Source organism: Nocardiopsis xinjiangensis YIM 90004, from assembly GCF_000341145.1.
GTDB lineage: Bacteria > Actinomycetota > Actinomycetes > Streptosporangiales > Streptosporangiaceae > Nocardiopsis > Nocardiopsis xinjiangensis.
The window spans coordinates 1-23,246 of sequence record NZ_ANBE01000064.1 but is presented as its reverse complement, the minus strand read 5'-3'; the positions used below and the strand labels follow the sequence as shown (position 1 = coordinate 23,246).

Sequence of the window (23,246 nt, the reverse complement as noted above, 5' to 3'; positions counted from 1 at the left end):
TACTGACGACCACGTAGACCGTCAGGTGTTGCGAGGACCCCAAGAATCCGCCGTTGCCGGCGGGGCCGTTCTCCTGCGGGCCCGGTCCCGTCCCGGGGCCGCAGTCCCTGCCCGGCCGTCCTCCCGCGCCCGGGGCTGGACCGCCGAGTGCACCGGAGGCAAGGCTGCTCGGAGTCTCCCGGGCCCCTGGGCGAAGAACGGCAGGCATGGACGACGAACCCGTCATCGACACGAGTACCCCCACTCGCGGGGCGGGGTCGGGAAAAGTAGGCACAAACGCGGAATACCGGGCGAGTGACGTGTGTCACAGTCAATATGAACGGGCAGCAAACGCCGGCCCCGGGCTCCGGTGGCGAGGGACCGGACCGGCGCTCATCCAGGATCGCGCTCGCCGTCGCCGTGCCCCTCTCCGTCTTCCTCGCAGGGGTGCTCTGCCTGGCCACGGTGATCGCTCTGACCATGCTGGTGACGCGTGCGCCCGAATCGGGGACGGGGGAAGGAGCGCCGACCGCTGTCGAATCCGAGGAACCCCGAGGCGAACAGGAACCGGAAGAGGAGAGCGGCCCTGGCCCCGACTCACAGACCCGTTCCTCCGAGGAGGGTGCTTCCGGAGGCACCGGGCAACCGGCGCCCGAGGTCCCCCCGAGCGCCTACGACGGCACCTCCACGTGGTCGGGGGACTTCAGGGTCGAGTGCGAGACCGCCTACACCGACACCACCATCACCGACGGGATGGGTACCAGCCAGGCCGCACCGGACGGGTCGGAGTTCCACATCTACCGGCTCCACGTCACCAACGAAGGCGACGTACCGGACCTCTTCGACAACGCGGGCACCACCGCGACCACCACCGACGGACGGGAGTTCACCAACGACGAGGAGGCCGAGTGGACCGTCGCCTGGGACTACTTCTGGGAGGACATCGACCCCGGGCAGACGGTGACGACCTACGTCGTGCTCACGGCCCCCGAGGGGACCCAGTTCGCCGAGGTCCGCATCGGCGGGGACGCCGTGCTCGAACCCCGGACGTGACCTGCCCGCGGCGCCGGGCGGGCCACACGGGCGCCGGTCGAGGCGGGGCCTGAGGCCGCCGGTCCGGTGCCGTAGGCTCTCCACCGACCACAGGTGTTCGAGTGAGAAGGGGGAGAACGCGCGATGGCCGCCCGCAAGAAGAAATCGAAGCGCCGTCCCGGGCGCGGTAAGGGTGCCAACGACATCCACCGGGGCCCCACACGCGATCCGGGACCGACCGGCAGTGTGGGGTGCTGGGTCCTCCTGTTCTCGATGGTCGGCATCGGGCTCATGATCCTGCTGTTCGAGCTGTTGGGATGACTGCCGCCCCCTCAGGTCCACACCGCGCCCAGGGTCTGCCGGGACCGGCGCTCCCGCTCCGGGCGGCCCCTGGGCGGGGCACAATGGGGAACATGCCGCGACGCCGTTCACGCACCAGCCCGTCCGTTCCCGCAGCCGGCGCCGACTGCCCTTGTGGCAGCGGCCGTACCTACGCGGAGTGCTGCGGCCTCCTGCACGCGGGCACCTCCCGTGCCTCCACGGCCGAGCAGTTGATGCGCTCGCGCTACAGCGCCTTCGCCGTCGGAGACCAGGCATACCTGCGCCGCAGCTGGCACCCCGACACGTGCCCGCCCGACCTGCGGCCGGACGCCGGGACCACGTGGACGGGACTGGAGATCCTCGCGGTCTCGGAGGGTACACCGTTCCACCGGGAGGGGACGGTGGAGTTCGCGGCCCACTACCGCGATGCCTCGGGGCCGGGACAGATGCGAGAGCACAGCCGTTTCGTGCGCCACGAGGGCGCCTGGGTCTATCTCGGAGCGCTCACAGAGCGCTGAACCCTCGCCCGAGCGCTCCGGCAGGGACGGAAGGGCCCGCACAAGCCCGAGGAAGGCTCCCGTGCCCGCTCCGGGTGCAGGCGCAGCAGGCACGGAAGTGGGNCCGCCGCCCCGGCCGGTCCGCGGAAGGGAAGCGGACCGGCGTTCCCGGGCAGGCCGTTCCTCGAACCGTTGCGGGCTCGGAGGTCTTCTGCGCAATACGTCCCAGGGCTACTGGGGCGGCCCGCCGCTGCTGCGCCGCCGCCAGAGGCGCGGCGGTGGCAGAGGCACACAGCGGCGTGCGAGGTCGGCGGTCGGGCGGTCGGGATGGTGGTCGGCCAAGGCCTGCAGCGCCGCGGTGGCGGCGGGATGGCCCGAGGCGACGAAATCGGGGATCAGGCTCCGCAGGCTCAGGGTGAGCACGTCGGCCCCGGGGTCCGCCAAGGCCCGGGCGAGTTCCGCCTCTCCCTCCAGGGCCGTGGCGGCCACCAGGTCCACGGCGGCCCAGGGCCCCTGTTCACGCAGGACCTTGTCGTACTGGTCGGCGGCCAGGGTCCCCGACGCGAGCAGGACGTGCCCGGCCATGGCGGCGGCGGGGTCGGGTGCGGTGCGGGTGAGCATCCGCAACCGTTCGAGCAGCTCGGAACTGACGGTGTCCAGGGCGCGGGCGGCGTGCACCCGGCGCAGGGCCATGCCGGGCGACTCGACGGCGGGACCGATCTCCCGGAGCGCCTCGGCGGGCTCACGCGCGGACATCCAGGTGTCCACGGCCACGAGCCGTCCCTCGTGGGAGAAGCCGGACAGGGAGTCGAGGAAGGCTTCCGCGGACACGTCGGCGTAGTCGTCGATGAGCGGGGCGGGCACACCTTCCGCGAGCAGCAGGTGGCGGACCCCGAAGCGCCCCAACGGTGTCAGGTGCACCAGATGGGTGTGTTCGGCGCAGGACCCGCCGCGCTCGTGGTTGCCCCAGGCGGCGGGGTCGGGGCGGTACACCTCCACGGCCCCGGTCTCCGACAGCCACTGCAGCAGGGGCAGAAGGGCCTCCTGCGCGTGCCGGTGGGTGAGGGCGTCGGTGTGTTCGCTGCCGGCCAGACCGTCGGTGACCAGGTCCTCCAGGCACAAGCGGGAACCGTCGAGCGTTTCGTAGAGCCTGTGCAGGGCCTGGGAGACCAGGCGTGGTCCGGCTGCCTCCGGGACGACGGTGGTCAGGACCTTGTCGGACTCGTCGACGGCCCAGGAGAGGAGCCCCGCCCACCAGTGCATGATCTGGCCGGGTTCGTCGAAGCGCTCCTCCAGTTCCCGGCTGGGGCGGGCCTGACCGGCCGAGGCGTCGATCATGTTCAGGTGTACGGCGGCGCGCCAGGGGATGGCCAGCCGGGAAGCCTCCGAGGCCGAGCGCAGGCTCTGCAGCCACAGGGTCCGACTGTCCTCGCAGGTGAGTTCGTGCGGCCACAGTCCCAGGTCCTCGATGGCCTCGCGCGCCATGGCGAGCTCGGGCATGAACTCGGGGGTGACCGGTGTCGTGGGCGCGCTCCACAGGGCGAGGTTGAGGGCGTCGGCCATCAGGGGGCTGTGGGCGGCCTCGAAGACCAGGAGCTCCTCCGGTTGGAGGGCCACGAGCCGTGCCGAGGTGCGGTGCTGGTAGGCGGACGAGGTGTGGTGAGAAGGCACTGGCGCTCCCTGGAGGTCTCTTGTGACGCCGGGGCAGCTCCACTTCTATCGCCCCGGTGGCCGGTGGTGGGCCGGTTTTGGCGAACATCTCGGCACGAGTGCGCGGCCGGTCCGTACCAACCGGGAGGAACCGGTGGTTCACGCGGATCTTCCGTGCCGGAGGGAAGAGTGGACCGGAGGCAACGGCGGGTATGGGGGTGTCCGGGGCCGGTGGCTCCGGACGACCGGAACCCGGAGCAGGGGTGCCGCGGGACGGCGGGGCCGCGCGTGGGAGGCGGCCCCGCGTGTTCAGCGCAGATGCGAGGCGCCGTTGACGTCCAGAACGGTGCCCGAGGACCACACCGCCTCCGGTGAAGCCAGGTAGTGCACCGCGGCGGCGACCTCCTCGGGGGTGGCCACACGCCCGAAGGGACTGTCGGAACGCACCGCGTCGGTGAGACGGTGCGCGACCCGCTCGGTCTCCACGAACCCCGGGGCGACGGAGGCCACACCGATTCCGTGCGGGGCGAGCGCGACCGCCAGCGACTGCCCCAGCGAGTGCAGCGCCGCCTTGCTCGCCCCGTAGGCCGGGTGGTCGGGTTCGCCCCGGTAGGCGCCGCGCGAGCCGACGTTGACGATGCGCCCCGGCACACCGCGCTCGATCATGTTCCGGGCGAGGAGGTGGCTGAGGTCGGCGGCCCCGAACACGTTGACGTCTATGGTGTGCCGCCACACCCGCCGCCACTCCTGGTGGTCGACCTCGGTGAAGGGCTGGGGCAGGTTGACGGCGGCGTTGTTGACCAGCACGTCGATGGTGCCGGCGTGGTCCACGGCCCGCTCGGCCAGGGACGCGGCACCGTCGGGGTCGGACAGGTCGGCCTGGAGCAGGAGGTGGCCCCGGCCGGGCAGCCCGGCCAGGGTGTGCTCGGCCTCCTCACGGCGGCTGCCCCAGTGCGCGATCACACGGTCGCCGCCCTGTGCGAAGGCGGTGGCGACGGCGCGGCCGATGCCGCGGGCCGCACCGGTGACCAGGACGGTACGGGGCCGGGCGGGGGCGGTGCTCGGCCCGCCGGAGTGAGGCGAAGGTGGCATGGGCGGAATTCTAGTGCTGTGTCGGTCAGGGTCTGCCCGTTACGGACCGGCGCGAGGGGTGAACCCTAGCGCCCCTCCGTGTGTGCGCTGGGGCCGGGACGCAAGGCGAAGGGAGCCCCGAAACCGGTGAGCCACTCCTCCTCGCGCAAGTGGTGGAAGATCCGGTCGGTGACGTCGTGGTCGGGTGCGCGCCGGGCCGGCCACCCGAACTCGTCACAGATCATCGACCAGCTGGGGCCGTGGCCGTGCGCTCGACGGTAGGCCCCCACCCACCGCGCGACCTCGGCCTCCCGGCCCAGAACGAGGGCGNGTCGGCGCGTTCCTGCCCCGGCCGGTCCAGCGGGGTCGAGGCGGGGGTGACCTTCGCAGGTGTGGCCGGCGGGTACGGGGTGGGCGCCATCGGACCGGTGACCTCGGTCAGGGAGACCTCGACCGGGTCCTGAGCGAGATCGGGCCGGGTGATCCACTCGATGCGCACCAGCCATTCCAGGAGCTCGACCAACTCCATCGGGCCGCTGAGCGCGCACGCCTCGATGATGCGCTCGGCCGGCAGAGAGATGTTCCCGTCCTGGTCGGCCCGGGAAGCCAGGTAAGCGCCCAGCACACGCAGCCGCGCGGGTTTCTTGCGCATCTTGCGGTGGTTGATGGCGCGGGTGTACCACCCCGACGCGCGGGTGCGCACGGCCTCCACCACCTGCCACGGATTGCCGTGGAAGGAGGGCATGTCACACATCTCCGGGTGCATGGGATCGGCGGCCAGGATGCGTTCGGGGGTCGAGCCCAGCCACCCCGAGGAGGTCAGGGACGCCAACGACGGTTCGGGGTTGTCGATACGCAGGATCTTCATGTCGTGGGCGAGCACGTACGAGAACCCGCGGATGGCGGCGCGCAGGGCGAGGGCCACGGCGAGCATGCGGCTCTCGGGGTCCTCCCCGGCACGGTCCTCGATCACCCGGTCCCACACATCGCGCAGGAGCTGTGACTGGTCGGGGTTGATGGGCAGGATGCGTTTCTTGGCCGGGGCTTCCTCGCCGGTGGACCGGGTCTCTTTCGGCGGACGCAGCGCGGGGTTCCATCCGGGCGGGTTGCTGATGCCTTGTTCGGCGCAGAGTTCGCACGCCATGGCGGCGGCCAGGTCCGGGCCGGGGCGGTGGTACTGGATGCGCTTGGACCCCGGTGGTGTGGGGCCATCGCTGTCCGTGGTGCTGTCGGTCATGCTCAGGAGGGTAGCGAGGCGATAGGCCGGTGTGGCCGGGAAACGGGGATTGGAAGAGCCCGGATCGCGGGGAGGCGCGAATCAGGGGTCCGGGGACTCCGGGCACCAGCGCCGGTGGAGGCAGGAGGCGCACGCGGGGCCCGGGGTCGGTGCGTGCACGGTGTCCTGGTGCCACGGGGAGGCGAGCTCGGAGACCACCGCGGCGGCGCGCTCGCGCAGTCCGGGCGCGAACGGATCGAAGGTGTGGACCCGGGCGCCCTGCGGGGTGAGGCTTTCCAGTTCCACCCGGGAGCGGGGGCCGGGGGTGATGGCACCGGAGGCGAACAGCAGCACGGACAGGGCCAGGTCGGGATGGCGGGTGAGCAGGTCGGCTCCGTCCGGCCCGGACGGGGTCCCGGTGACCGCGGTCTGGCGCTGGACCCAGGAACCCTCGTCCCGGTGGAGCAGATCGACGCGGGCCAGGACGAGCACGTCGGCGAGGGGATCCTGCAGCGGCAGCCGCAGCCCTGCGTGCACGGGGGCGCCGGCGGTGACGGCGTGCAGGGCGCAGGTGCGGGTGTGGGCCGTGAGCAGAGCGGCCACACCCGGGTCCGCGGCCGCGGACCCGGGCCGGGGCGTGCAGGCCCGGCGCGGCGAGCGGGCGTGTTCGCGGGCCAGGTGGGCGCGCACGGCGGCCTCGCGGGAAGGCGCCTGCCCGGGGAGGCCGAGGTCGTGCAGGTGGGCCGAGGCGGGGCAGGCGCGGTGGCGCACCCCGGTCTCCACCGACCACGTGCGCCGTGGGCGGGAACGGTCGCGAAACCCCAGGAGACCGGGGACCCGCGCGGGCGCGTCGCAGCCCCGGTGGAGCTTGCAAGGGGCGCAGTCGGGGCCCGGGACCCGCGCCCCGGCGTGTGAGGCGAGGGCGCGCAGGGCGGGCCTGCCGTGTCGGCTGTACAACTGCTCGGCCTCGGCGGGGGTGCCGTCGAACCGGACCCGCTCGGCGCCGTCGGCACAGGACACGTGCAGCACACGCACCCGGTCCGGCGGGGACACCTGCCGGCGGGTCGGCAACGGGTGGCCTGCCCGGTGGCGCCAGGGTTCGGCGCCCATGGCCGCACGGTCGACCGGGGCGCCGGTGGCCAGGACGTGGGCGGCGACCGCCTCGGCCGGGCCCGGAACGTGGTCGGCGGGCGCGCCGGCCACGGGCACACGCAGTTCACGGACCCGCTCCGTGCCCTCCAGGAACGTGTAGCCGCGCCCGCGGGCCAGGACCTCGTAGGTGCGCGCGCCGGGGGAGCGGTACCGGGGCGGGTACCGGAGCAGCCACGGTTGCGCGCACGGCACGCGGACCGGGCCCTGCAGCTCCTCCAGGGCCCCGAGCCAGGTACGCACCGTGTGTTCGACCCAGGTGAGCAGCCCCTCGTGGAGCGGGGCCAACGGGGTCCCCAGGTGCTCGTGCGGGCGTTCGCCCGGGCGCGGCAGGTGCGCGCATGCTTCCTCGATCGTGCGGCCGCCGAGTTCCACCAGGTCCAGGGCCGCGCCCAGCGCGGTGAACGGGTCGGTGCACAGCGGGGCCGGCTTGTGACGGCCGGAGTGCTCGACCGTGTGGTCGAGCGAGGCGCGCCGGTGCGTGGGGCAGTGCCCAGGGCGCGCGCCCAGGACGTCGGCGGGGATGCGCACACACGGGGTGTGCGGGGTGCGGGTGCGGTCGGACACGGTGCTCTTCCTCCGTGCGCCCGGGGCGCGGATCGTGTTTGCTCGCCGGTGGCCTCACGGGTCGGAGAGCGCAGCCACGAGGGCGGCGTGGATCTGCCGCACCCTGTCGCGGTCACGGCCGGTACGGGTCCGGTAGGCCACACTCACCCGGGAGTGCCCGACCTCGGTGATCGTGCCCGCGTAGTGGTTCCGTGCCGACCGGAACGTCACCGCCTGCCCGACCGACAGATGGCAGATCGCCCGNGGGCCCCCAGCGCCGCCGCAGCCACTCGGCCTCCTGTTCCGCGCGGTGCCGGCGGCGGACCTGCAGGCGGCATTCGTGGGCCAGGTGCGGGAACCGCGCAGCGACGGCCTCACACGCCTGCCGGTGCCTCAGGGCGCTGCGGTCGCGCGAATAGTCGGTGTACTCGTTTCTGAGGTGATCGACGACCAGACGTTGCAGAGGCAACCCCTGCCCAGGGGATCCACGCAGGGTGTCCAGGGCCCGCGGGTGGTCACGGGCCAGGGAGAAGAGCCGGTCGGTGTTGGAGGGGAACCAGGTCGAGACCATCGGACACTCCGGTCGTCGCATGGGCGTGTTACCCACCATGGTGCGACGGATCGCACGCTCGTGGGCGGGCCTGTGGACAACTTCGGCAAGCCACGCGCGAGGGTGCGGAGAAGTCGGGGAACATCGGGGGTGATCAGGTTGAATGACGTCCATGATCGTGCGTCGAGTACTTCCCGATGAGATGAACGCCGTCAGCGCGCTGCGTGAGACCGCCTACCGGGCCGACGGTCTGTTGAAGGCCAACCCCGACTACGTACAGGCCCTTCGTGACCTGGGCACGGACGGACACGGTGAGGTGTTGGCCGCGGCCGAGGACGACCAGCTCCTGGGCACCATCATGTTCGAACCCTGGAGCGAGCGCAGTGAGATCGCGCGCGGGGCCGACGAGGCCGAGATCCGCGCCTTCGCCGTCGCGCCCCAGGCCCGCGGCCGCGGCGTGGGCAAAGTACTGGTCAACGCATTGGTGGAGCGCGCACGCGAGGAGAGCGTCTCGCGGCTCGTGCTGCTCTCGCTCCCGGAGATGGTCTCGGCCCAGTACGTGTACCGGGCGCGCGGTTTCGAGCGGGTCCACGAACGCGACCGGGAGCCGAGACCGGGCGTGCGGCTCATGGCCTACTGCCTCGCCCTCAAGGAGTGAGCCCGGGCCCGGCCGGGGGCGGGCCCGGGCTCACATGAGGGCCTCCGCGGCCCGGGCGTTCTCGGCGGCCCGGGCCGTTTCCGGTCCCCATGAGCCTTCCGCGAGCAGGTCCAGCACGTGCGCCGCGCGCGGGTGCCCGCTCAGCACGATCGTGCGGACCAGTTCCCGCGCGCGCGTGCTCAGACGGGGGTCCTCGGGCGGTGCGGTCCCGGCCTCCATGAGCAGGGCATGGTCGTCCAGCACCGCCCACACGTCCTGGTGGGAGCAGGGGTCGGGGGTGTGTCCGGGACGCAGCCGCCGTGCCCAGCCGCCCACGACCGGGTGGTGCACGTGGAAGGGCAGCAGTCCGCTCACGTCCGTGGCCGAACGCCGCAGCAGGTGGAGGGCGCAGGCCCGCCGGTGCCACTGCCCGGGGCCGGCGCAGGCGTCGAAGATCCCCGCGACCGCCGTGCTCAACCGCCCCTGTTCCTCCTGGCGCGTGAGCCAGCGCGACAGCACGAGTTCGGTGTCCAGGGGGCGCGAGTGCCCCATCACCACCTCCAGGGCCTGCTCCGCGGACATCGCGTCGATGCGCGGCAGCACCCGCACGGGCACCTCCGCCCTGCTCAGCTGCCGCACCATGAAGTGGTCGCCCAGCGGTGTGATCCGGCGTGCCCTCTGTCCGCGGAGCGGTCCCCGGCCGCCACGCGCACCGACCCCGTGCGAGGTGACCGCGCCCAGCCCTTCCAGTACCGACAGTGCTCGCTCCACCTCCACCTCGACATCGGCAGCTGGGCCGAGCGAGCAGGACGCGGCCAGGTCGGCGGGTCCGTGCGCCGTCCCGGTGGTGAACAGTTCGGTGAGCACCAGGTAGGACAGGACCCCGCGCAGTCCCGTCATCGACGGTAGAGCGTCGGCCCAGGCGTCGGCGACGGCGCCCGGCACGTGCGCGGCCCAGTTCCGGGTGGCGGGCCCGGGCAGCACATGTGTGTAGGTGGTGCGCAGCAGCCCGGCCTCGCGGGCGACGGTGAAGCTGTCCCGTACCTGTTCGGCGCCGGTGCCCAGAGCGTCGGCCGCGGCGAACAGGTCCTCACCGCACAATGCGTCGTGTGTGGTGTCGGGCGCCAGGTCGCGGCCCCTGTCGACCCACACGGTCAGACGGGCGGCCTCGGACAGGGCGGCGCACTGCAGCGCGGCGGCGTCGAGCTCGTCGGCGGGGGCGGCGACGACGGCGGGCAGGCCCGCGGCCGGGTGGGAGCCGGCCCCGAGGCGGTCCAGCAGGGGCTCCAGGGTGTGGTCGGGGTCCTCCTCCTGGATCCGCAGTTCGACGAGGTCGACCTCGGCCACGGCCCGGCGCAGTGCGCGCGGGCTCTGCCCCGGTGCGAGCTCGCCGCGCTCGACGAGGTGGTCGCACCACAGCAGCCAGGCCGACCGCAGAGCTTCGGGACCGCCCCGGTAGCCGTGGACCGCGGCGGCGACCTCGTGCACGTCTTCGACCGTCCAGTCGCCGGGGTCGGAGGCACCGCAGTCACGGTGGGCATGCAGAACCAGTGTGAGGGCGTCGGCGTCGGGTGGCGCGGGCAGGTGCAGCCCTCGGGACCAGTCGAGCCAGGAGCGGACGGCTGAAGAAATGCGCTCAGTCATTATGTGATCACCGAAAGTGTTTAAGGTCGCCGAAACGGACTCAGACTAACGGCGACCGATCCCCGCGCGCTGAGAAACGGCAAAATATCCCCGGCCGTGGGGAACAGGACGGGCACCCCCGCGGCCGGCTCTGCCTCCGGGCCGGTTCCGGCCCCTGACCGCGCGGGTGCCCGCGGCCGGGCGCCTCACCCGTCCCCGGCCACCACCAGGACCTCCAGGGTGCGGGGCCCGTGTACCCCCTCGACCCGGTCCAGTTCGATGTCGCTGGTGGCCGAGGGGCCGCTGATCCAGGTCAGGGGACGCGTCGGTTCCAGCAGACGCACCGCCTCGGGTACCGCGTCCACGACCTGGCCGGCCCGCACCACACACAGGTGGTAGTCGGGAACCAGGGTCACCGAGCGCCGTCCCTGGTCGGGTTCCCCGTCGAGCACGATGGTGCCGGACTCCGCCACGGCCACCGCGCACCCGGTCACCGCACCGTCCACCGCGTCCAGTTCGCTCAACGAACGCGGGTCCTGCCGGGAATCGACCACACGCTCCACGCCGGTTCCGGTGAACCACGCCTCGGGCGCCCCGGAGGGCACCACGATCCGGCGGGCCCCGCGCCGTTGCAGGGCCGCGGCGACCTGACCGGCCAGTTCCCGGGGGCGCACACGGTGCACCAGCGCCCGGTAGTCCTCCAGCCGCTCCACGAGCACGTCCAGGGTGGGGCCCGCGCTGTGGTTGTCGGCGTAGGCGCGGCCGGGGGCGCGTTCGGCCGGCTCGTCGGCGGGCACGTCCTCCAGGGCCGCACGGACCCGGCTCAGCACACGCTCTCGGGAACCGCTCATCGGCGCTCCTCTCCTCGTTTCTTCCACCACCGGCGGAAGGACTCCTCCGGGATGTCGGGCGCCGAACGGGTGTCGGTCCAGGCCGAAGCCGTTCCGGGCAGGTGCCGGGGCACGGCGCCGCGCCCCAGGGACGCGGCACGCTGGGCGGCCTCCAGCGCGGCCGGTGAGGACAGCGCCGCCTCCGCGCCGGCCATCATCGCCTTCTCACCCGTGTGCCCGGGCCCTTGCGCGACCTGCTCGCGCAGGTGCACCAACACCTCGGGGATGTCGATGGCCACCGGGCACACCTCGTAACAGGCCCCGCACAGCGAGGACGCGTACGGCAGTGACCGGTCCGTCTCCGAGGACATCCCCTTCAGCTGAGGGGTGAGGATCGCGCCGATCGGGCCCGGGTAGACGGAGCCGTAGGCGTGCCCGCCCGTACGCTCGTAGACCGGGCAGGCGTTCAGGCAGGCCGAGCAGCGGATGCACCTCAGTGCCTGGCGTCCCACGGTGTCGGCGAGCACGTCGGTACGGCCGTTGTCCAACAGCACCAGGTGGAACTCCTGCGGTCCGTCGCCCGGGGTCACTCCGCTCCACATCGACGTGTACGGGTTCATGCGCTCGCCGGTGGAGGAGCGCGGCAGCAGCTGCATGAACACCTCCAGGTCCTCGAAGGTCGGCACGATCTTCTCGATCCCGACCACGGAGATGAGCGTCTCGGGCAGGGTCAGGCACATACGTCCGTTGCCCTCCGACTCCAGTACCACCAGGGTCCCGGAGTCGGCGACCACGAAGTTGGCCCCCGAGATCGCGGTGCGGGACTTGAGGAACCGTTCGCGCAGGTGGACGCGGGCGGCCTCGGCCAGCGCACGCGGGTCATCGGTCAGTCCCGAGGGAGCGGGCACACCCCACTCGGCCATGTGCTGCAGGAAGATCTCCCGGATCTGGGCCCGCCCCAGGTGGATGGCGGGTACCAGGATGTGCGAGGGCAGGTCCTCGCCCAACTGCACGATGAGCTCGGCCAGGTCGGTCTCGTAAGCGGTGATGCCGGCCCGCTCCAGCGCCTGGTTGAGCTCGATCTCCTGCGTGGCCATCGACTTGACCTTGACCACGTCGCTCTGCCCGGTCCCGTGCACCAGGCGGGTGACGATGTCGTTGGCCTCCGCGGCGTCGGAGGCCCAGTGCACCGTCCCGCCGGCCCGCTGCACCGACTCCTCCACCTGCTCCAGGTAGTGGTCCAGGTGGCGCAGGGTGTGTTCCTTGATCGCGGCGCCCTCGGAGCGCAACTCGGACCAGTCGTCGCCGAGCTCGCCGACGGCGTGGCCGCGTTTGTCGCGGATGGTGTGGGTGGCCTTGCGCAGGTTGTGGCGCAGCTGGGAGTCCTCGACGGCCGCGTGGGCGGCCTCGGGGAAGGGCGGCATGCCCAGGAACGTCGCACTCATCGGCTTGCCTCTTCCGTGGTGGGGGAGACGGCGGCTTCGCTCGCCTCGGTGCGGGCGAGGATCTCGGCGATGTGGGCGACCCGCATCCCCGAGCGCTGGCGCTGCAGGATCCCGCCCACGTGCATCAGGCAGGAGTTGTCGACCATGCACAGCACTTCCGCCCCGGTGTCGACGGCGTGGCGGGCCTTGTCGGCACCCATCGCGGAGGAGACGTCGCCGTTCTTGACCGCGAAGGTGCCGCCGAAGCCGCAGCACTCGCCGGGCCGGTCGACCTCCACCAGGTCGAGGCCGCGCACAGCGCGCAGCAGGCGGTAGGGGCGATCACCCAGACCGAGCATCCGCAGCCCGTGGCAGGTGGGGGGATAAGCGACCCGGTGCGGGTAATAGGCACCCACGTCGGTCACGCCGAGCACGTCCACGAGCAGTTCGGTCAGGTCGTACACGCGCGGAGCCAGATCGGCGCCCTTGCGGGAGAGGCGGCTACCGCTCTGCCCCAGCCGCGGATAGTGCTCGCGGACCATGGCCGCGCACGAGGCCGAGGGGACCACCACCGCGTCGGCACCGTCGAAGGTCTGCACGAAGCGCACCGCGAACTTCGTGGCCGGGCGGCGGTACCCGGTGTTGTAGTGCATCTGCCCGCAACAGGTCTGTCCCTGGGGGAAGAGCACCTCGTGCCCCAGCCGCTCCAGCAGATCGACCACGGCCCGCCCGGTGTCGGGGAACAGTGTGTCGTTGACACAGGTGATGAACAGCGCGATCCGCATGTTCCTCCTTCATTCCACCCATTAGTGGTCGGACCACCCTGGCACGAGGCAGAGGGCGGCGCAACGAGTATTCCCGGTTCCAAGTGGTTCCTGGGTATTCTCTGGGCAGTGGAGGAGAATTGGTATGATCTCTTAGAGTGGTAGGTGAGAAACTGTCACGATGGTTCCCACCCCCGGCGCGCCCAACCGGCCGACGACACCTGGAGACCCCGTGACCGACCTCGACGCCCGGCGCACCCCCGTGACCCAGAGGGCCGTCGAGGAGATCAAACGCCGGATCGCCGACGGCGACTTCGGCCCCGGCGACCGCCTGCCCACCGAACGCGACCTGGCGGCCGACCTCGGGGTCTCCCGCAGTTCCATGCGCGAGGCCATCCGCGCGCTCATCACCCTGGGCGTCCTGGAATCACGCCACGGCGCCGGCGTCTACGTCACCGCCCTGCGCCCCGCCGACCTGCTGGAGACCTTCTCCGTCCTGGCCGAGGTCTCCCAGGGCGCCACCCTCCTGGAGGTCCTCCAGGTACGCCGCATGCTCGAACCCGCCGCCACCGCCCTGGCCGCCGCCCGCGCCGACGACGAGCAGATCGCCCACATCGGCACCCTGCTGGAGGACATCGACGGTGAGGAGGGCACCGTCTCCGCCGACCTCGGTTTCCACCGGGCGATCGTCGCCGCCACCGGCAACGCCACCCTCGTCGCGGTCAGCGACGGCCTCAGCTCCGCGAGCTTCCATGCCCGCGTCTGGAGCGGGTACCGCGAGGCCGGGCTCACCGCAAAACTCCGCGAGGACCACCACCGCATCCACGAGGCGCTCCTGGCCCGCGACCCCGACGCCGCCCGCGCCGCCGCCACGGCCCACGTGATGCGGGTGGAGCGCTGGTTGCGTGCCGGACTCCAGACCCCGGCCGGCTGAGACCGGGGCCAGCACCGAGCCCGGGCCCGAGGGGTTCCGGCGTCCGAATCCACTGTCACGTCGTCGATGTCGGCGACCGACTGTAAGATTCGACCGCCCTCGAACCAACCCCGAACGGAGTCCCAGGAGCAGTGACCGTACGCGAAGGCGCCCGCAGGATCGTCGAGGCCTCCTGGTTCCAGGCCGTCGTCATCTCGTTGATCCTCGTCAACGCCGTCATCCTCGGCTGCGAGACCTCATCGCGCATCATGGCCGCCCACGGCGACGTCCTCATGCGCATCGACCGGGTCATCCTGGCCGTGTTCGTCACCGAGCTGATGCTCAGGCTCTTCGCCTACCGCACCCGCTTCTTCAGGGACCCCTGGAGCTGGTTCGACCTCGTCGTCGTCAGCATCGCCCTCGTCCCGACCAGCGGTCCCTTCTCCGTCCTGCGCGTGCTCAGGGTCCTGCGGGTGCTGCGCCTGGTGACGGTCGTGCCCGCGCTGCGCCACGTCGTGGCCGGCCTCTTCCGTGCGCTGCCCGGCATGGCCTCCATCATGGTTCTGGTCCTACTGCTGCTGTACGTGTCGGCGGTCATCTCCACCGAACTCTTCGGCGCCCACACCCCGAAACACTTCGGTGACCTGGGCACGTCCCTGTTCACGCTCTTCCAGATCTTCACCGCCGACGGCTGGTCCGGCATCGCCGACGACGTCATGGCCCACCAGCCCTACGCGTGGGTCTTCTTCGCCGTCTTCGTGCTGGTGTCCACCCTCATCGCCCTGAACCTGTTCATCGCTGTGGCTGTGGAAGCCCTCAACGGAGCCGACGGCGGGACCGGCCACACCCCCGACCTGCGCGACCCCCGCGGGCCCCAGGACGAGACCACCCAGGACCTCATCCTGGAGGAACTGCGATCGCTGCGCACCGAGGTCGAGACCCTACGCCGGGAACGCGCTTCTGTGGAAGGCTAGGGGTAAGTTCAGCCGTACGGACAGGAGCGATCGGATGTCTGCCAGCACACCTCTGCCCCGCGCCGAAGCGACCGGTGACCGGGCAGAGGCCGCCATCGCACTGGACCGCCGGGAGGAGTGGAAGGCCCTGGAGGGGCACCGCTCCCGGCTGGGCTCCACCCACCTGCGCGAGCTGTTCGACTCCGACCCCGAGCGCGTGGACCGCAACAGCCTGCGCGTGGGCGACCTGCACGTCGACCTGTCCAAGAACCTCGTGACGGAGCAGACCTGGCGCCTGCTGACCGACCTCACCCGCGCCACCCGGGTGGCCGAGCTGCGCGACGCCATGCTGAACGGTGAACACATCAACGTCACCGAGGACCGCGCGGCCTTGCACACCGCGCTGCGTGCCCCCCGCGAGTCCGTGGTCCGCGACGAGGGCCGGAACGTGGTCCCCGAGGTCCACCGGGTCCTGGACCACATGGCCGGCTTCGCCGAGCAGATCCGCGCCCGCACCTGGCTCGGCCGTACCGGGCGCGCCATCACACGCGTGGTCAACATCGGTATCGGCGGGTCCGACCTGGGCCCGGCCATGGCCTACGAGGCGCTGCGCCCCTACACCGACCGAGGCCTGGAGTTTCGTTTCGTCTCCAACGTCGACGGCTCCGATCTGCACGAGGCCCTCATCGACGCCGACCCCGCCACGACCCTGTTCGTGGTCGCCTCCAAGACCTTCACCACCCAGGAGACGATCACCAACGCCACCGAGGCCAAGCGCTGGCTGCTGCAGGCGCTGGGCCGGGAGGGCGACGACGAGGCCGTGGCCCGCCACTTCGTCGCGGTCTCCACCAACGCCGACGAGGTCGCCCGCTTCGGTATCGACACATCCCACATGTTCGAGTTCTGGGACTGGGTCGGGGGCCGCTACTCCTACGACTCGGCCGTGGGGCTCCCGCTCATGATCGCCGTGGGCCCCGAGCGCTTCCGCGACATGCTCCGGGGTTTCCACCTCATGGACGAGCACTTCGCCACCGCACCCGCCGAAGCCAACCTGCCGCTCCTGCTCGGGATGCTGGGGGTCTGGTACAGCGGATTCCACGATGCCCACACGCACGCCGTGCTGCCCTACAGCCACCACTTGGGGAGTTTTCCCGCCTACCTGCAACAGCTCGACATGGAGTCCAACGGCAAGTCCGTCCAACGCGACGGGCGTCCGGTCGGTTGGAACACCGGCCCCGTGGTCTGGGGCACGCCCGGCACCAACGGCCAGCACGCCTACTTCCAGCTCCTGCACCAGGGCACCCGCCTCGTGCCCGCCGACCTCATCGGTTTCGCCCGCCCCGGACCCGACCTGCCCGAGCACCTGCACGGCCAGCACGACCTGCTCATGGCCAACCTCTTCGCGCAGGGCCAGGCCCTGGCCTTCGGCCGCACCGCCGAAGAGGTCGCCGCCGAAGGGGTGCCCGCCCACCTGGTACCGCACCGCACCTTCCCCGGAAACCGCCCCACCACCACGATCCTGGCCGAACAGCTCACCCCCGCGGTGCTGGGCCAGCTCGTCGCCCTCTACGAGCACAAGGTGTTCGTGCAGGGCGCGGTGTGGAACGTCAACTCCTTCGACCAGTGGGGGGTCCAGCTCGGCAAGGTCCTGGCCAAGCGCGTCGAACCCGCCCTCACCGACGGTGAGGACGTGCCCGGCCTGGACGCCTCCACCGCCTCCCTGGTCGAGCAGTACCGGCGGATGCGCCACCGCCGGTGAGTGTGTTCCGGGGCGGTGGGCGAAAAACCTTTGTGCGCCTGCGCCCAGTGGCGGTAACCTGAACGAGCAATGCGCAACTGACATCGAGACCGATCGCCCGAGTGTGCGGGGCTCGCCCGGAGAGGCTGGAGCCGACCCCCGCTCGGCGAGCCACAGCCTCAGCCCGTGGTGCGGTCTCGATGTCGGCGACACCCTCGCTCCGGCGGACCGCCACCGGCGACACCTGCGCGCATCGAGGCCCACCCATGACGAAGGGTGGTCCCACCGTGAATGCACACACCACATCAGCTCCCACCGGCGCCGCGTCACTGCGCGCCCGCGACCTGTCCCGCGCCTACGGCGGCCACGTGGTCCTGGACGGGTTCGGCCTCGACGTGGCACCCGGCCAACGCCTGGGCCTGGTCGGGGAGAACGGTGCCGGCAAATCCACACTCCTGCGCCTGCTCGCCGGTTCGGAGGACCCCGACGCCGGCAGCGTCGAACGCCCCGCCGACACCGGGTTCCTGCACCAGGAACTGCCCTACGGGCCCCGGGCCACCCTGGGTGAGGTCGTCGAGGACGCGCTCGCGCCCGCCCGCGAGGCGGAACGGCGCCTGGCGCTGAGCGCCGAGGCCATGAACACCGCCCCCGGCGATGAACGGGTCCTGGCCGAGTACGCCGAGCTCCTGGCCGAAGCCGAACGCCTCGAGGTCTGGGACGCCGACCGGCGCGCCGACCTCGTCGTGGCCGGGCTGGGGATCCAGGGCCTGGGCAGCGGCCGCACCGTGGCGCGGATGTCGGGCGGCCAACGCGCCCGCCTGGCCCTGGCCGCGCTGCTCATCCGGCGCCCGCGCGCCCTGCTCCTGGACGAGCCCACCAACCACCTCGACGACACCGCCTCGGAGTTCCTCGAGGGTTACCTGCGCGATCTGCCCGGCCTGGTGGTGCTGGCCGGCCACGACCGCGTCTTCCTGGACGCGGTCTGCACCGGTCTGGTCGACCTCGACCCGGCCGTGGACGGACCCGTCCACTACGGGGGCGCCTACACCTACTACCTGCGCGAGAAACAGCTCGAGCGCGAACGCTGGGAACAGCGCCACCGCAACGAACAGGACCGGTTGAAGGCCCTGCGGGAATCGGTGCGCACCACCGCGCGCAACGTGGGCCACGACCGCGGGCCCAAGGACAAGAACAAGATGGGCTACGACCTCCTCGGCGAGCGGGTGCAGCAGCAGGTCTCGCGCCGGGTGCGCGACGCCCGCGGGCGCTTGGCGGAGCTCGCACGCGAGCAGGTGCGCAAACCGCCGCGCAAGCTGTCCTTCTCCGGGCACCTGACCGGCAGACCCGCCACGGTGCAGGGACAGGCCCTGATGCTGCGCGGTGTCGAGGTACCCGGGCGCCTGCGGATGCCCCACCTCGACGTGCCCGCCGACGGGCGCCTGCTCGTCACCGGCCCGAACGGGGCGGGCAAGTCCACACTCCTGTACACCCTGGCCCGCCGCCTCACCCCCGCCAAGGGCGAGGTGACCTGGGGCCGCGGTGCCACCGTGGCCCTGCTGGAACAGGACGTAGGGTTCACCGACCCCGAACGCACCCCGCGCTCGCTCTACGACGCACTCAACGCCGGACGCGCCGACGCCCCACGACTGGTCGACCTGGGGCTGCTCGCCCCGCGCGACCAGGACCGGCCGGTGGGCCTGCTCAGCGTGGGCCAACGCCGCCGCCTGGCCCTGGCCATGCTCGTGGGCCACGCGCCCGGCGTCCTGTTGCTGGACGAGCCCACCAACCACCTGTCGCTGTCACTGGCCGAGGAGCTGGAGGAGGCCCTGGGCACCGCACCCGGCGCCGTCGTGGTCGCCTCGCACGACCGGTGGCTGCGCCGGAACTGGGAGGGCAGGCAACTGCGCCTGGTCGACGGCTGCACGGCCGCCGGCCCCTGAGCGGTACCGGCGCGGACGCTGGAAACCCCCGGACACCTCGTGCAAACTCTCGGTGTCCAGAAGATTGCGCAAAGTTGTGAACGGGGGTCTTCCGGTACATGACCACGCCGCTGGACGCGCCGGAGTCCTCCCAGAACGCCGCCCCCGAATCCCTCGCGTCAGGGACGCGGGGCGCGGCCGGCCGGTCCCTGAGACAGATCGCCTGGCAGCGCTTCCGCCGGGACCGGGTCGGCATGGCCGGCGGTGTGGTCGTCGTCCTGCTCATCCTCGCCGCTCTGTTCGCGCCCCTGCTCACCGCCTGGTTCGGGTACCCGCCCAACCAGTTCGACCAAGAGCTCATCGACCCGCTCACCGGGGGCGTGCTCCAGGACCCCGACCAACCTGCCCTGGGCCTGGACCCCTGGGGCGGCATCAGCACCCAACACCTGCTCGGTGTCGAACCCGTCAACGGCCGCGACCTGTTCAGCCGCATCGTCCACGGTGCACGTACCTCACTGCTCGTGGCCACCATCGCCACCCTCGTGTGCGTGGCCATCGGGACCGTGCTCGGTGTCGTCGCCGGCTACTTCGGCGGCTGGATCGACACCGCCATCAGCCGGGCCATGGACATCTTCCTGGCCTTCCCGCTCCTGCTGTTCGCCATCGCCCTGGTCGGCGTCATCCCCGACGGTGCCTTCGGCCTGCAGGGCAACGACCTGCGCATCGGTGTCCTGGTCTTCATCATCGGTTTCTTCAACTGGCCCTACATCGGCCGGATCGTGCGCGGCCAGACCCTCACGCTGCGCGAACGCGAGTTCGTGGAGGCCTCGCGCAGCCTCGGTGCCGGCAGCGCACACATCGTCTTCCGGGAGATCCTGCCCAACCTGGTGACGCCGATCCTCGTGTACTCGACGCTTCTGATCCCCACCAACATCCTCTTCGAGGCCGCGCTGAGCTTCCTCGGTGTGGGGATCAACCCGCCCATGGCCACCTGGGGCGGCATGCTCGAGAACGCGCTGCGGTTCTACACCACCTCACCGCACTTCGTGATCGTCCCCGGCCTGGCCATCTTCCTCACCGTGCTCGCCTTCAACCTCTTCGGTGACGGGCTGCGCGACGCCTTCGACCCGCGCTCCTCCGACTGAGCGGCCGGTGTCCACGGGCCCGGCCGGTCGCCGCACGAACCACGCAGGGACAACCGATCAGGAGGCAAGGTGAGTACTCACCACGTCACACGCGCGCTACCGCGCCGAACAGACCCGCCCGCCGGGCGGGCGAGTGCTCCGTTGGCGGCCGCGAGCGCCCTGGTCGTGCTGCTCTCGGCCTGCGGCGGTGACAACTCGGGGAACCAGGAGGGCGAGGGCGAGTTCAACGACGGCGAGAGCGCTGTGGTCAACCCCTCCGACGAGAGGGGAGGAACGCTGCGCTACGCCTTGGCCGCCGACTTCGACTCTCCCGACCCCGGCAACACCTACTACGCCTTCAGCTGGAACTTCAGCCGCTACTACGCGCGCACGCTGCTGTCCTACGACCAGGAACCCGGTGAGGAGGGCACCGAACTCGTGCCGGACATGGCCGAGGAACTGCCCGAGTCCGACGACGACTCCACCGAGTGGACCGTGCGCCTCAAGGACGGGCTGCGCTTCGAGGACGGGTCCCGGATCACCTCCGAGGACGTCAAGTACGCCATCGCCCGGTCCAACTTCGGCGACCAGGCCCTGCCCAACGGGCCCAAGTACTTCGCGGACCTGCTCGCCGACAGCGACGGCTACGAAGGGCCCTACGCCGACGAGGGCGACCCGCTGGAGGGCTTCGGCGGTATCGAGACCCCCGACGACCGCACCCTGGTCTTCCACCTCGACGAACCGTTCTCGGAGTTCCCCTACGTCCTCATCCAGCCCCAGACCGCGCCGGTACCGGCCGACGCCGACCAGGGCGAGCAGTACCAGAACCGTGTGGTCTCCTCGGGGCCCTACAAGTTCGCCGAGGACTACCGCCCCGGTGTCGCGCTCGACCTGGAACGAAACCAGGAGTGGGACGCCGAGACCGACGACCTGCGTCCGGCCCTGCCCGACCGGGTCGAGTTGGAGATCGGTGTGGAACAGAACGAGATCGACCAGCGCCTGGTCAACGGCGGCGTCGACGTGGACCTGGCCGGTGCCGGCGTGGGTCCAGCGATGAAGGGCACGCTCATCACCGACGAGAGCCGGCGCCCCGACGTCGACAACCCGCAGACCAGCACCCTGCGCTACTTCAACGTCAACACCGTCATGGAACCGCTCGACGACGCCGCATGCCGCGAAGCGGTCCTGCATGCGGCCGACCGGGACGCCCTGCAGCGGGCCTGGGGCGGCGACACCGGCGGCGACATCGCCACCCAGATCATGCCGCCCTCCCTGCCCGGATCCGACCAGAGCATCGACCCGTACCCCTCCCAGGACAACACCGGCGACCTGGAGGCGGCGCGCGAGAAACTGCAGGAGTGCGGCCGACCGGACGGGTTCAGCACCACCATCGGCACCCGCTCCGACCGGCCCGCCGACGTCAGCACCGCCGAAGCACTGCAGCAGTCCCTGTCGCGGGTGGGCATCGAGACCGAGATCCAGCAGTACCCGTCGGACTCCTACACCAACACCCAGGCCGGCTCGCCCGACTTCGTGCAGAACAACGACCTCGGACTGACCGTCTACGGCTGGGCTCCCGACTGGGCCGGCGGATACGGGTTCATGAGCAAGATCCTGGACGGGGACGCCATCCAGCAGGCCGGCAACTCCAACGTGTCCGAGCTCGACGATCCGCAGATCAACGACTGGTTCGACGAGGCCCAGACCATCGCCGACCCGGACGAGCGCGCCTCGATCTACGCGCAGATCGACGAGCGGGCCATGGAACAGGCGGCGATCCTGCCGGTGATCTTCGAACGCACCGTCATGTACCGCCCGCCGCACCTGACCAACGTCTATTACCACGCGGGGTACTCGATGTACGACTACATGGCGCTGGGCACCACCCGGGAGTAGGAGACCGCGGGCGGGGAAGAGCCCGGTGCCCCACGCTGGCCATGCCGAAAATCAACGTCCCGGTCCATACGGGGCCGGCCGTCGGTACCAACCCTCCACGGGCCCGGTACGGGGCAGGGCAGACCGAGCGCCAGGAGAGCGGAGGCGAGACACGAGGTACGGCGCGTGGTGGTGATCAGTCGAATACTCTGAGTTACATTCGTGGCGGTGGAGGGCCGCCCCGCTCTCCGGGCCGGTCACCGTACCTCCCGCACCCGAGAGAGAAAGCGCGCCGTGCTGACCTACATCCTGCGCCGCCTCGGCGCCGGTCTTCTGCTGTTGGCCGTGGTCACCATGGTCACCTTCGCCATCTTCTACGTGGTGCCGCGCTGGGCGGGCCGCACCACCGAACAGCTGGCCACGATGTATGTCGGACGCGCGCCCACCCCCGAGGCGATCCGGGCCACCATCGAACGCCTGGGACTGGACCAGCCCGTCGCGGTGCAGTTCGGAGAGTTCCTGCGCGGCATCCTCTTCGGAGCCGAGTACCGGTTCGGGCGCGAGACGCTCGAGTGCGCGGCGCCCTGCTTCGGCTACTCCTTCCAGACCTACCAGGAGGTCTTCCCCGAGATCCTCGCCCGCCTGCCGGTGACGGCCTCCCTGGCCATCGGCGCCGGCCTCCTCTGGCTGGTCGGCGGGATCGCCGTCGGGGTGGTCTCCGCGGTCTGGAAGGGCAGCCTCTTCGACCGGATCGCGATGGCCGTGGCCCTGGCCGGGGTGTCCCTGCCGATCTTCTTCACCGGTCTGCTGTCGCTGGCCTTCCTCGTGCACGCCTGGGGGCTTTTCGACACACCGATCTACGTGCCACTCACCGAGGCCCCCATGGCCTGGGCGGAAGGCATGGTGCTGCCGTGGCTGACCCTGGCGTTCCTGCACGCGGCGATGTACGCACGCCAGACCCGGGCGGGCATGCTCGAGACGCTCAGCGAGGACTACATCCGCACCGCGCGCGCCAAGGGCCTCAGCGAACGCAAGGTCATCTTCAAGCACGCCCTGCGCCCCACCCTCACCCCCATCGTCACGATCTTCGGCCTCGACCTGGGGCTGGTGCTGGGCGGCGCGGTCCTGACCGAACAGGTCTTCTCCCTGAACGGCATCGGCCGCTACGCCGTGCAGGCCATCACCCAGAGCGACCTTCCGGTGATCCTCGGGGTGACCCTGTTCGGGGCGTTCTTCATCGTGGTCAGCAATCTGATCGTCGACCTGTTCTACCCGTTGATCGATCCCCGTGTCCGAGTCCACGGCTGACCGGTACCCATCGGAGAGGCCGACCATGAGCGCATCGGAGCCCGGCGGCGCCCCCGTCGTCCGTGTCGAGGACCTGCGGGTGACCTTTCCGATCATGGATGCCGAGGACGTCCATGCGGTTCGGGGG

Annotated in this window: 20 protein-coding genes; 11 read left to right on the top strand and 9 right to left on the bottom strand. The window is 71.4% G+C overall.

Features of this window, described 5'->3' with window-relative positions; genetic code table 11:
* Positions 1-315 precede the first annotated feature (315 nt).
* The 3 genes from D473_RS0123390 to D473_RS0123380 all read left to right on the top strand — a co-directional run bounded on the left by D473_RS0123390 (position 316) and on the right by D473_RS0123380 (position 1,850).
* On the top strand, positions 316-1,032 hold the full coding sequence (locus D473_RS0123390) for a DUF4352 domain-containing protein (RefSeq protein WP_017611468.1): 717 nt from the start codon (positions 316-318) through the stop codon (positions 1,030-1,032).
* 123 nt (positions 1,033-1,155) lie between these two features.
* Entirely contained in the window at positions 1,156-1,332 is a 177-nt protein-coding gene (locus D473_RS27805; protein ID WP_017611467.1) for a hypothetical protein, read from the top strand.
* 92 nt (positions 1,333-1,424) lie between these two features.
* Entirely contained in the window at positions 1,425-1,850 is a 426-nt protein-coding gene (locus tag D473_RS0123380; protein WP_026127245.1) for a YchJ family protein, read from the top strand.
* A gap of 210 nt (positions 1,851-2,060) precedes the next feature.
* Here the strand turns inward: D473_RS0123380 and D473_RS0123375 are convergent, their stop codons facing one another.
* The 5 genes from D473_RS0123375 to D473_RS28280 form a co-directional block, all read right to left on the bottom strand.
* Positions 2,061-3,500 (bottom strand): hypothetical protein, encoded by a 1,440-nt coding sequence (locus tag D473_RS0123375; protein ID WP_017611465.1) that lies wholly within the window; start codon positions 3,498-3,500, stop codon positions 2,061-2,063.
* 288 nt (positions 3,501-3,788) lie between these two features.
* The gene (locus D473_RS0123370) at positions 3,789-4,571 is read right to left on the bottom strand and encodes an SDR family NAD(P)-dependent oxidoreductase (RefSeq protein ID WP_017611464.1); all 783 of its coding nucleotides are present in this window, start codon (positions 4,569-4,571) and stop codon (positions 3,789-3,791) included.
* Between the two features lie 65 nt (positions 4,572-4,636).
* On the bottom strand, positions 4,637-4,795 hold the full coding sequence (locus D473_RS28285) for a hypothetical protein (RefSeq protein WP_017611463.1): 159 nt from the start codon (positions 4,793-4,795) through the stop codon (positions 4,637-4,639).
* Between the two features lie 1,073 nt (positions 4,796-5,868).
* Complete coding sequence (locus tag D473_RS0123360) at positions 5,869-7,482, bottom strand: PD-(D/E)XK nuclease family protein (protein ID WP_017611461.1); 1,614 nt, start codon at positions 7,480-7,482, stop codon at positions 5,869-5,871.
* 54 nt (positions 7,483-7,536) lie between these two features.
* The gene (locus D473_RS28280; protein ID WP_017611460.1) at positions 7,537-7,692 is read right to left on the bottom strand and encodes a hypothetical protein; all 156 of its coding nucleotides are present in this window, start codon (positions 7,690-7,692) and stop codon (positions 7,537-7,539) included.
* Positions 7,693-8,213: 521 nt separating this feature from the next.
* On the opposite strand from D473_RS28280, the gene D473_RS0123350 reads away from it, so the two are divergent.
* Positions 8,214-8,669: a GNAT family N-acetyltransferase gene (locus D473_RS0123350; RefSeq protein ID WP_026127244.1), complete on the top strand. Its 456-nt coding sequence runs from the start codon at positions 8,214-8,216 to the stop codon at positions 8,667-8,669.
* Between the two features lie 30 nt (positions 8,670-8,699).
* Here the strand turns inward: D473_RS0123350 and D473_RS0123345 are convergent, their stop codons facing one another.
* The 4 genes from D473_RS0123345 to D473_RS0123330 form a co-directional block, all read right to left on the bottom strand.
* Complete coding sequence (locus D473_RS0123345; RefSeq protein ID WP_017611458.1) at positions 8,700-10,292, bottom strand: hypothetical protein; 1,593 nt, start codon at positions 10,290-10,292, stop codon at positions 8,700-8,702.
* A gap of 185 nt (positions 10,293-10,477) precedes the next feature.
* Positions 10,478-11,122: a LutC/YkgG family protein gene (locus D473_RS0123340; RefSeq protein ID WP_017611457.1), complete on the bottom strand. Its 645-nt coding sequence runs from the start codon at positions 11,120-11,122 to the stop codon at positions 10,478-10,480.
* The gene (locus D473_RS0123335) at positions 11,119-12,546 is read right to left on the bottom strand and encodes a lactate utilization protein B (protein ID WP_017611456.1); all 1,428 of its coding nucleotides are present in this window, start codon (positions 12,544-12,546) and stop codon (positions 11,119-11,121) included. The genes D473_RS0123340 and D473_RS0123335 overlap by 4 nt, the downstream gene beginning before the upstream one ends.
* Positions 12,543-13,310 (bottom strand): (Fe-S)-binding protein, encoded by a 768-nt coding sequence (locus D473_RS0123330; RefSeq protein WP_017611455.1) that lies wholly within the window; start codon positions 13,308-13,310, stop codon positions 12,543-12,545. Before D473_RS0123330 ends, D473_RS0123335 begins: the two co-directional genes overlap by 4 nt.
* Positions 13,311-13,521: 211 nt before the next feature.
* Here D473_RS0123330 and D473_RS0123325 point away from each other — a divergent pair, with 211 nt between their 5' ends.
* From D473_RS0123325 to D473_RS0123295, 7 genes are all read left to right on the top strand, one after another.
* Positions 13,522-14,223 carry a FadR/GntR family transcriptional regulator gene (locus tag D473_RS0123325; RefSeq protein WP_017611454.1) on the top strand — a complete coding sequence of 234 codons (702 nt, stop codon included), beginning with the start codon at positions 13,522-13,524 and terminating at the stop codon, positions 14,221-14,223.
* A gap of 131 nt (positions 14,224-14,354) precedes the next feature.
* Positions 14,355-15,176 (top strand): ion transporter, encoded by an 822-nt coding sequence (locus D473_RS0123320; RefSeq protein WP_017611453.1) that lies wholly within the window; start codon positions 14,355-14,357, stop codon positions 15,174-15,176.
* Positions 15,177-15,210: 34 nt separating this feature from the next.
* On the top strand, positions 15,211-16,914 hold the full coding sequence (pgi, locus tag D473_RS0123315) for a glucose-6-phosphate isomerase (RefSeq protein WP_017611452.1): 1,704 nt from the start codon (positions 15,211-15,213) through the stop codon (positions 16,912-16,914).
* A gap of 245 nt (positions 16,915-17,159) precedes the next feature.
* On the top strand, positions 17,160-18,833 hold the full coding sequence (locus D473_RS0123310; protein WP_017611451.1) for an ABC-F family ATP-binding cassette domain-containing protein: 1,674 nt from the start codon (positions 17,160-17,162) through the stop codon (positions 18,831-18,833).
* Positions 18,834-18,931: 98 nt separating this feature from the next.
* Positions 18,932-19,957: an ABC transporter permease gene (locus tag D473_RS0123305; RefSeq protein WP_017611450.1), complete on the top strand. Its 1,026-nt coding sequence runs from the start codon at positions 18,932-18,934 to the stop codon at positions 19,955-19,957.
* A gap of 69 nt (positions 19,958-20,026) precedes the next feature.
* Entirely contained in the window at positions 20,027-21,832 is a 1,806-nt protein-coding gene (locus D473_RS0123300; RefSeq protein WP_026127243.1) for an ABC transporter substrate-binding protein, read from the top strand.
* 273 nt (positions 21,833-22,105) lie between these two features.
* Complete coding sequence (locus D473_RS0123295; RefSeq protein ID WP_017611448.1) at positions 22,106-23,119, top strand: ABC transporter permease; 1,014 nt, start codon at positions 22,106-22,108, stop codon at positions 23,117-23,119.
* The last annotated feature ends 127 nt before the right edge of the window (positions 23,120-23,246 follow it).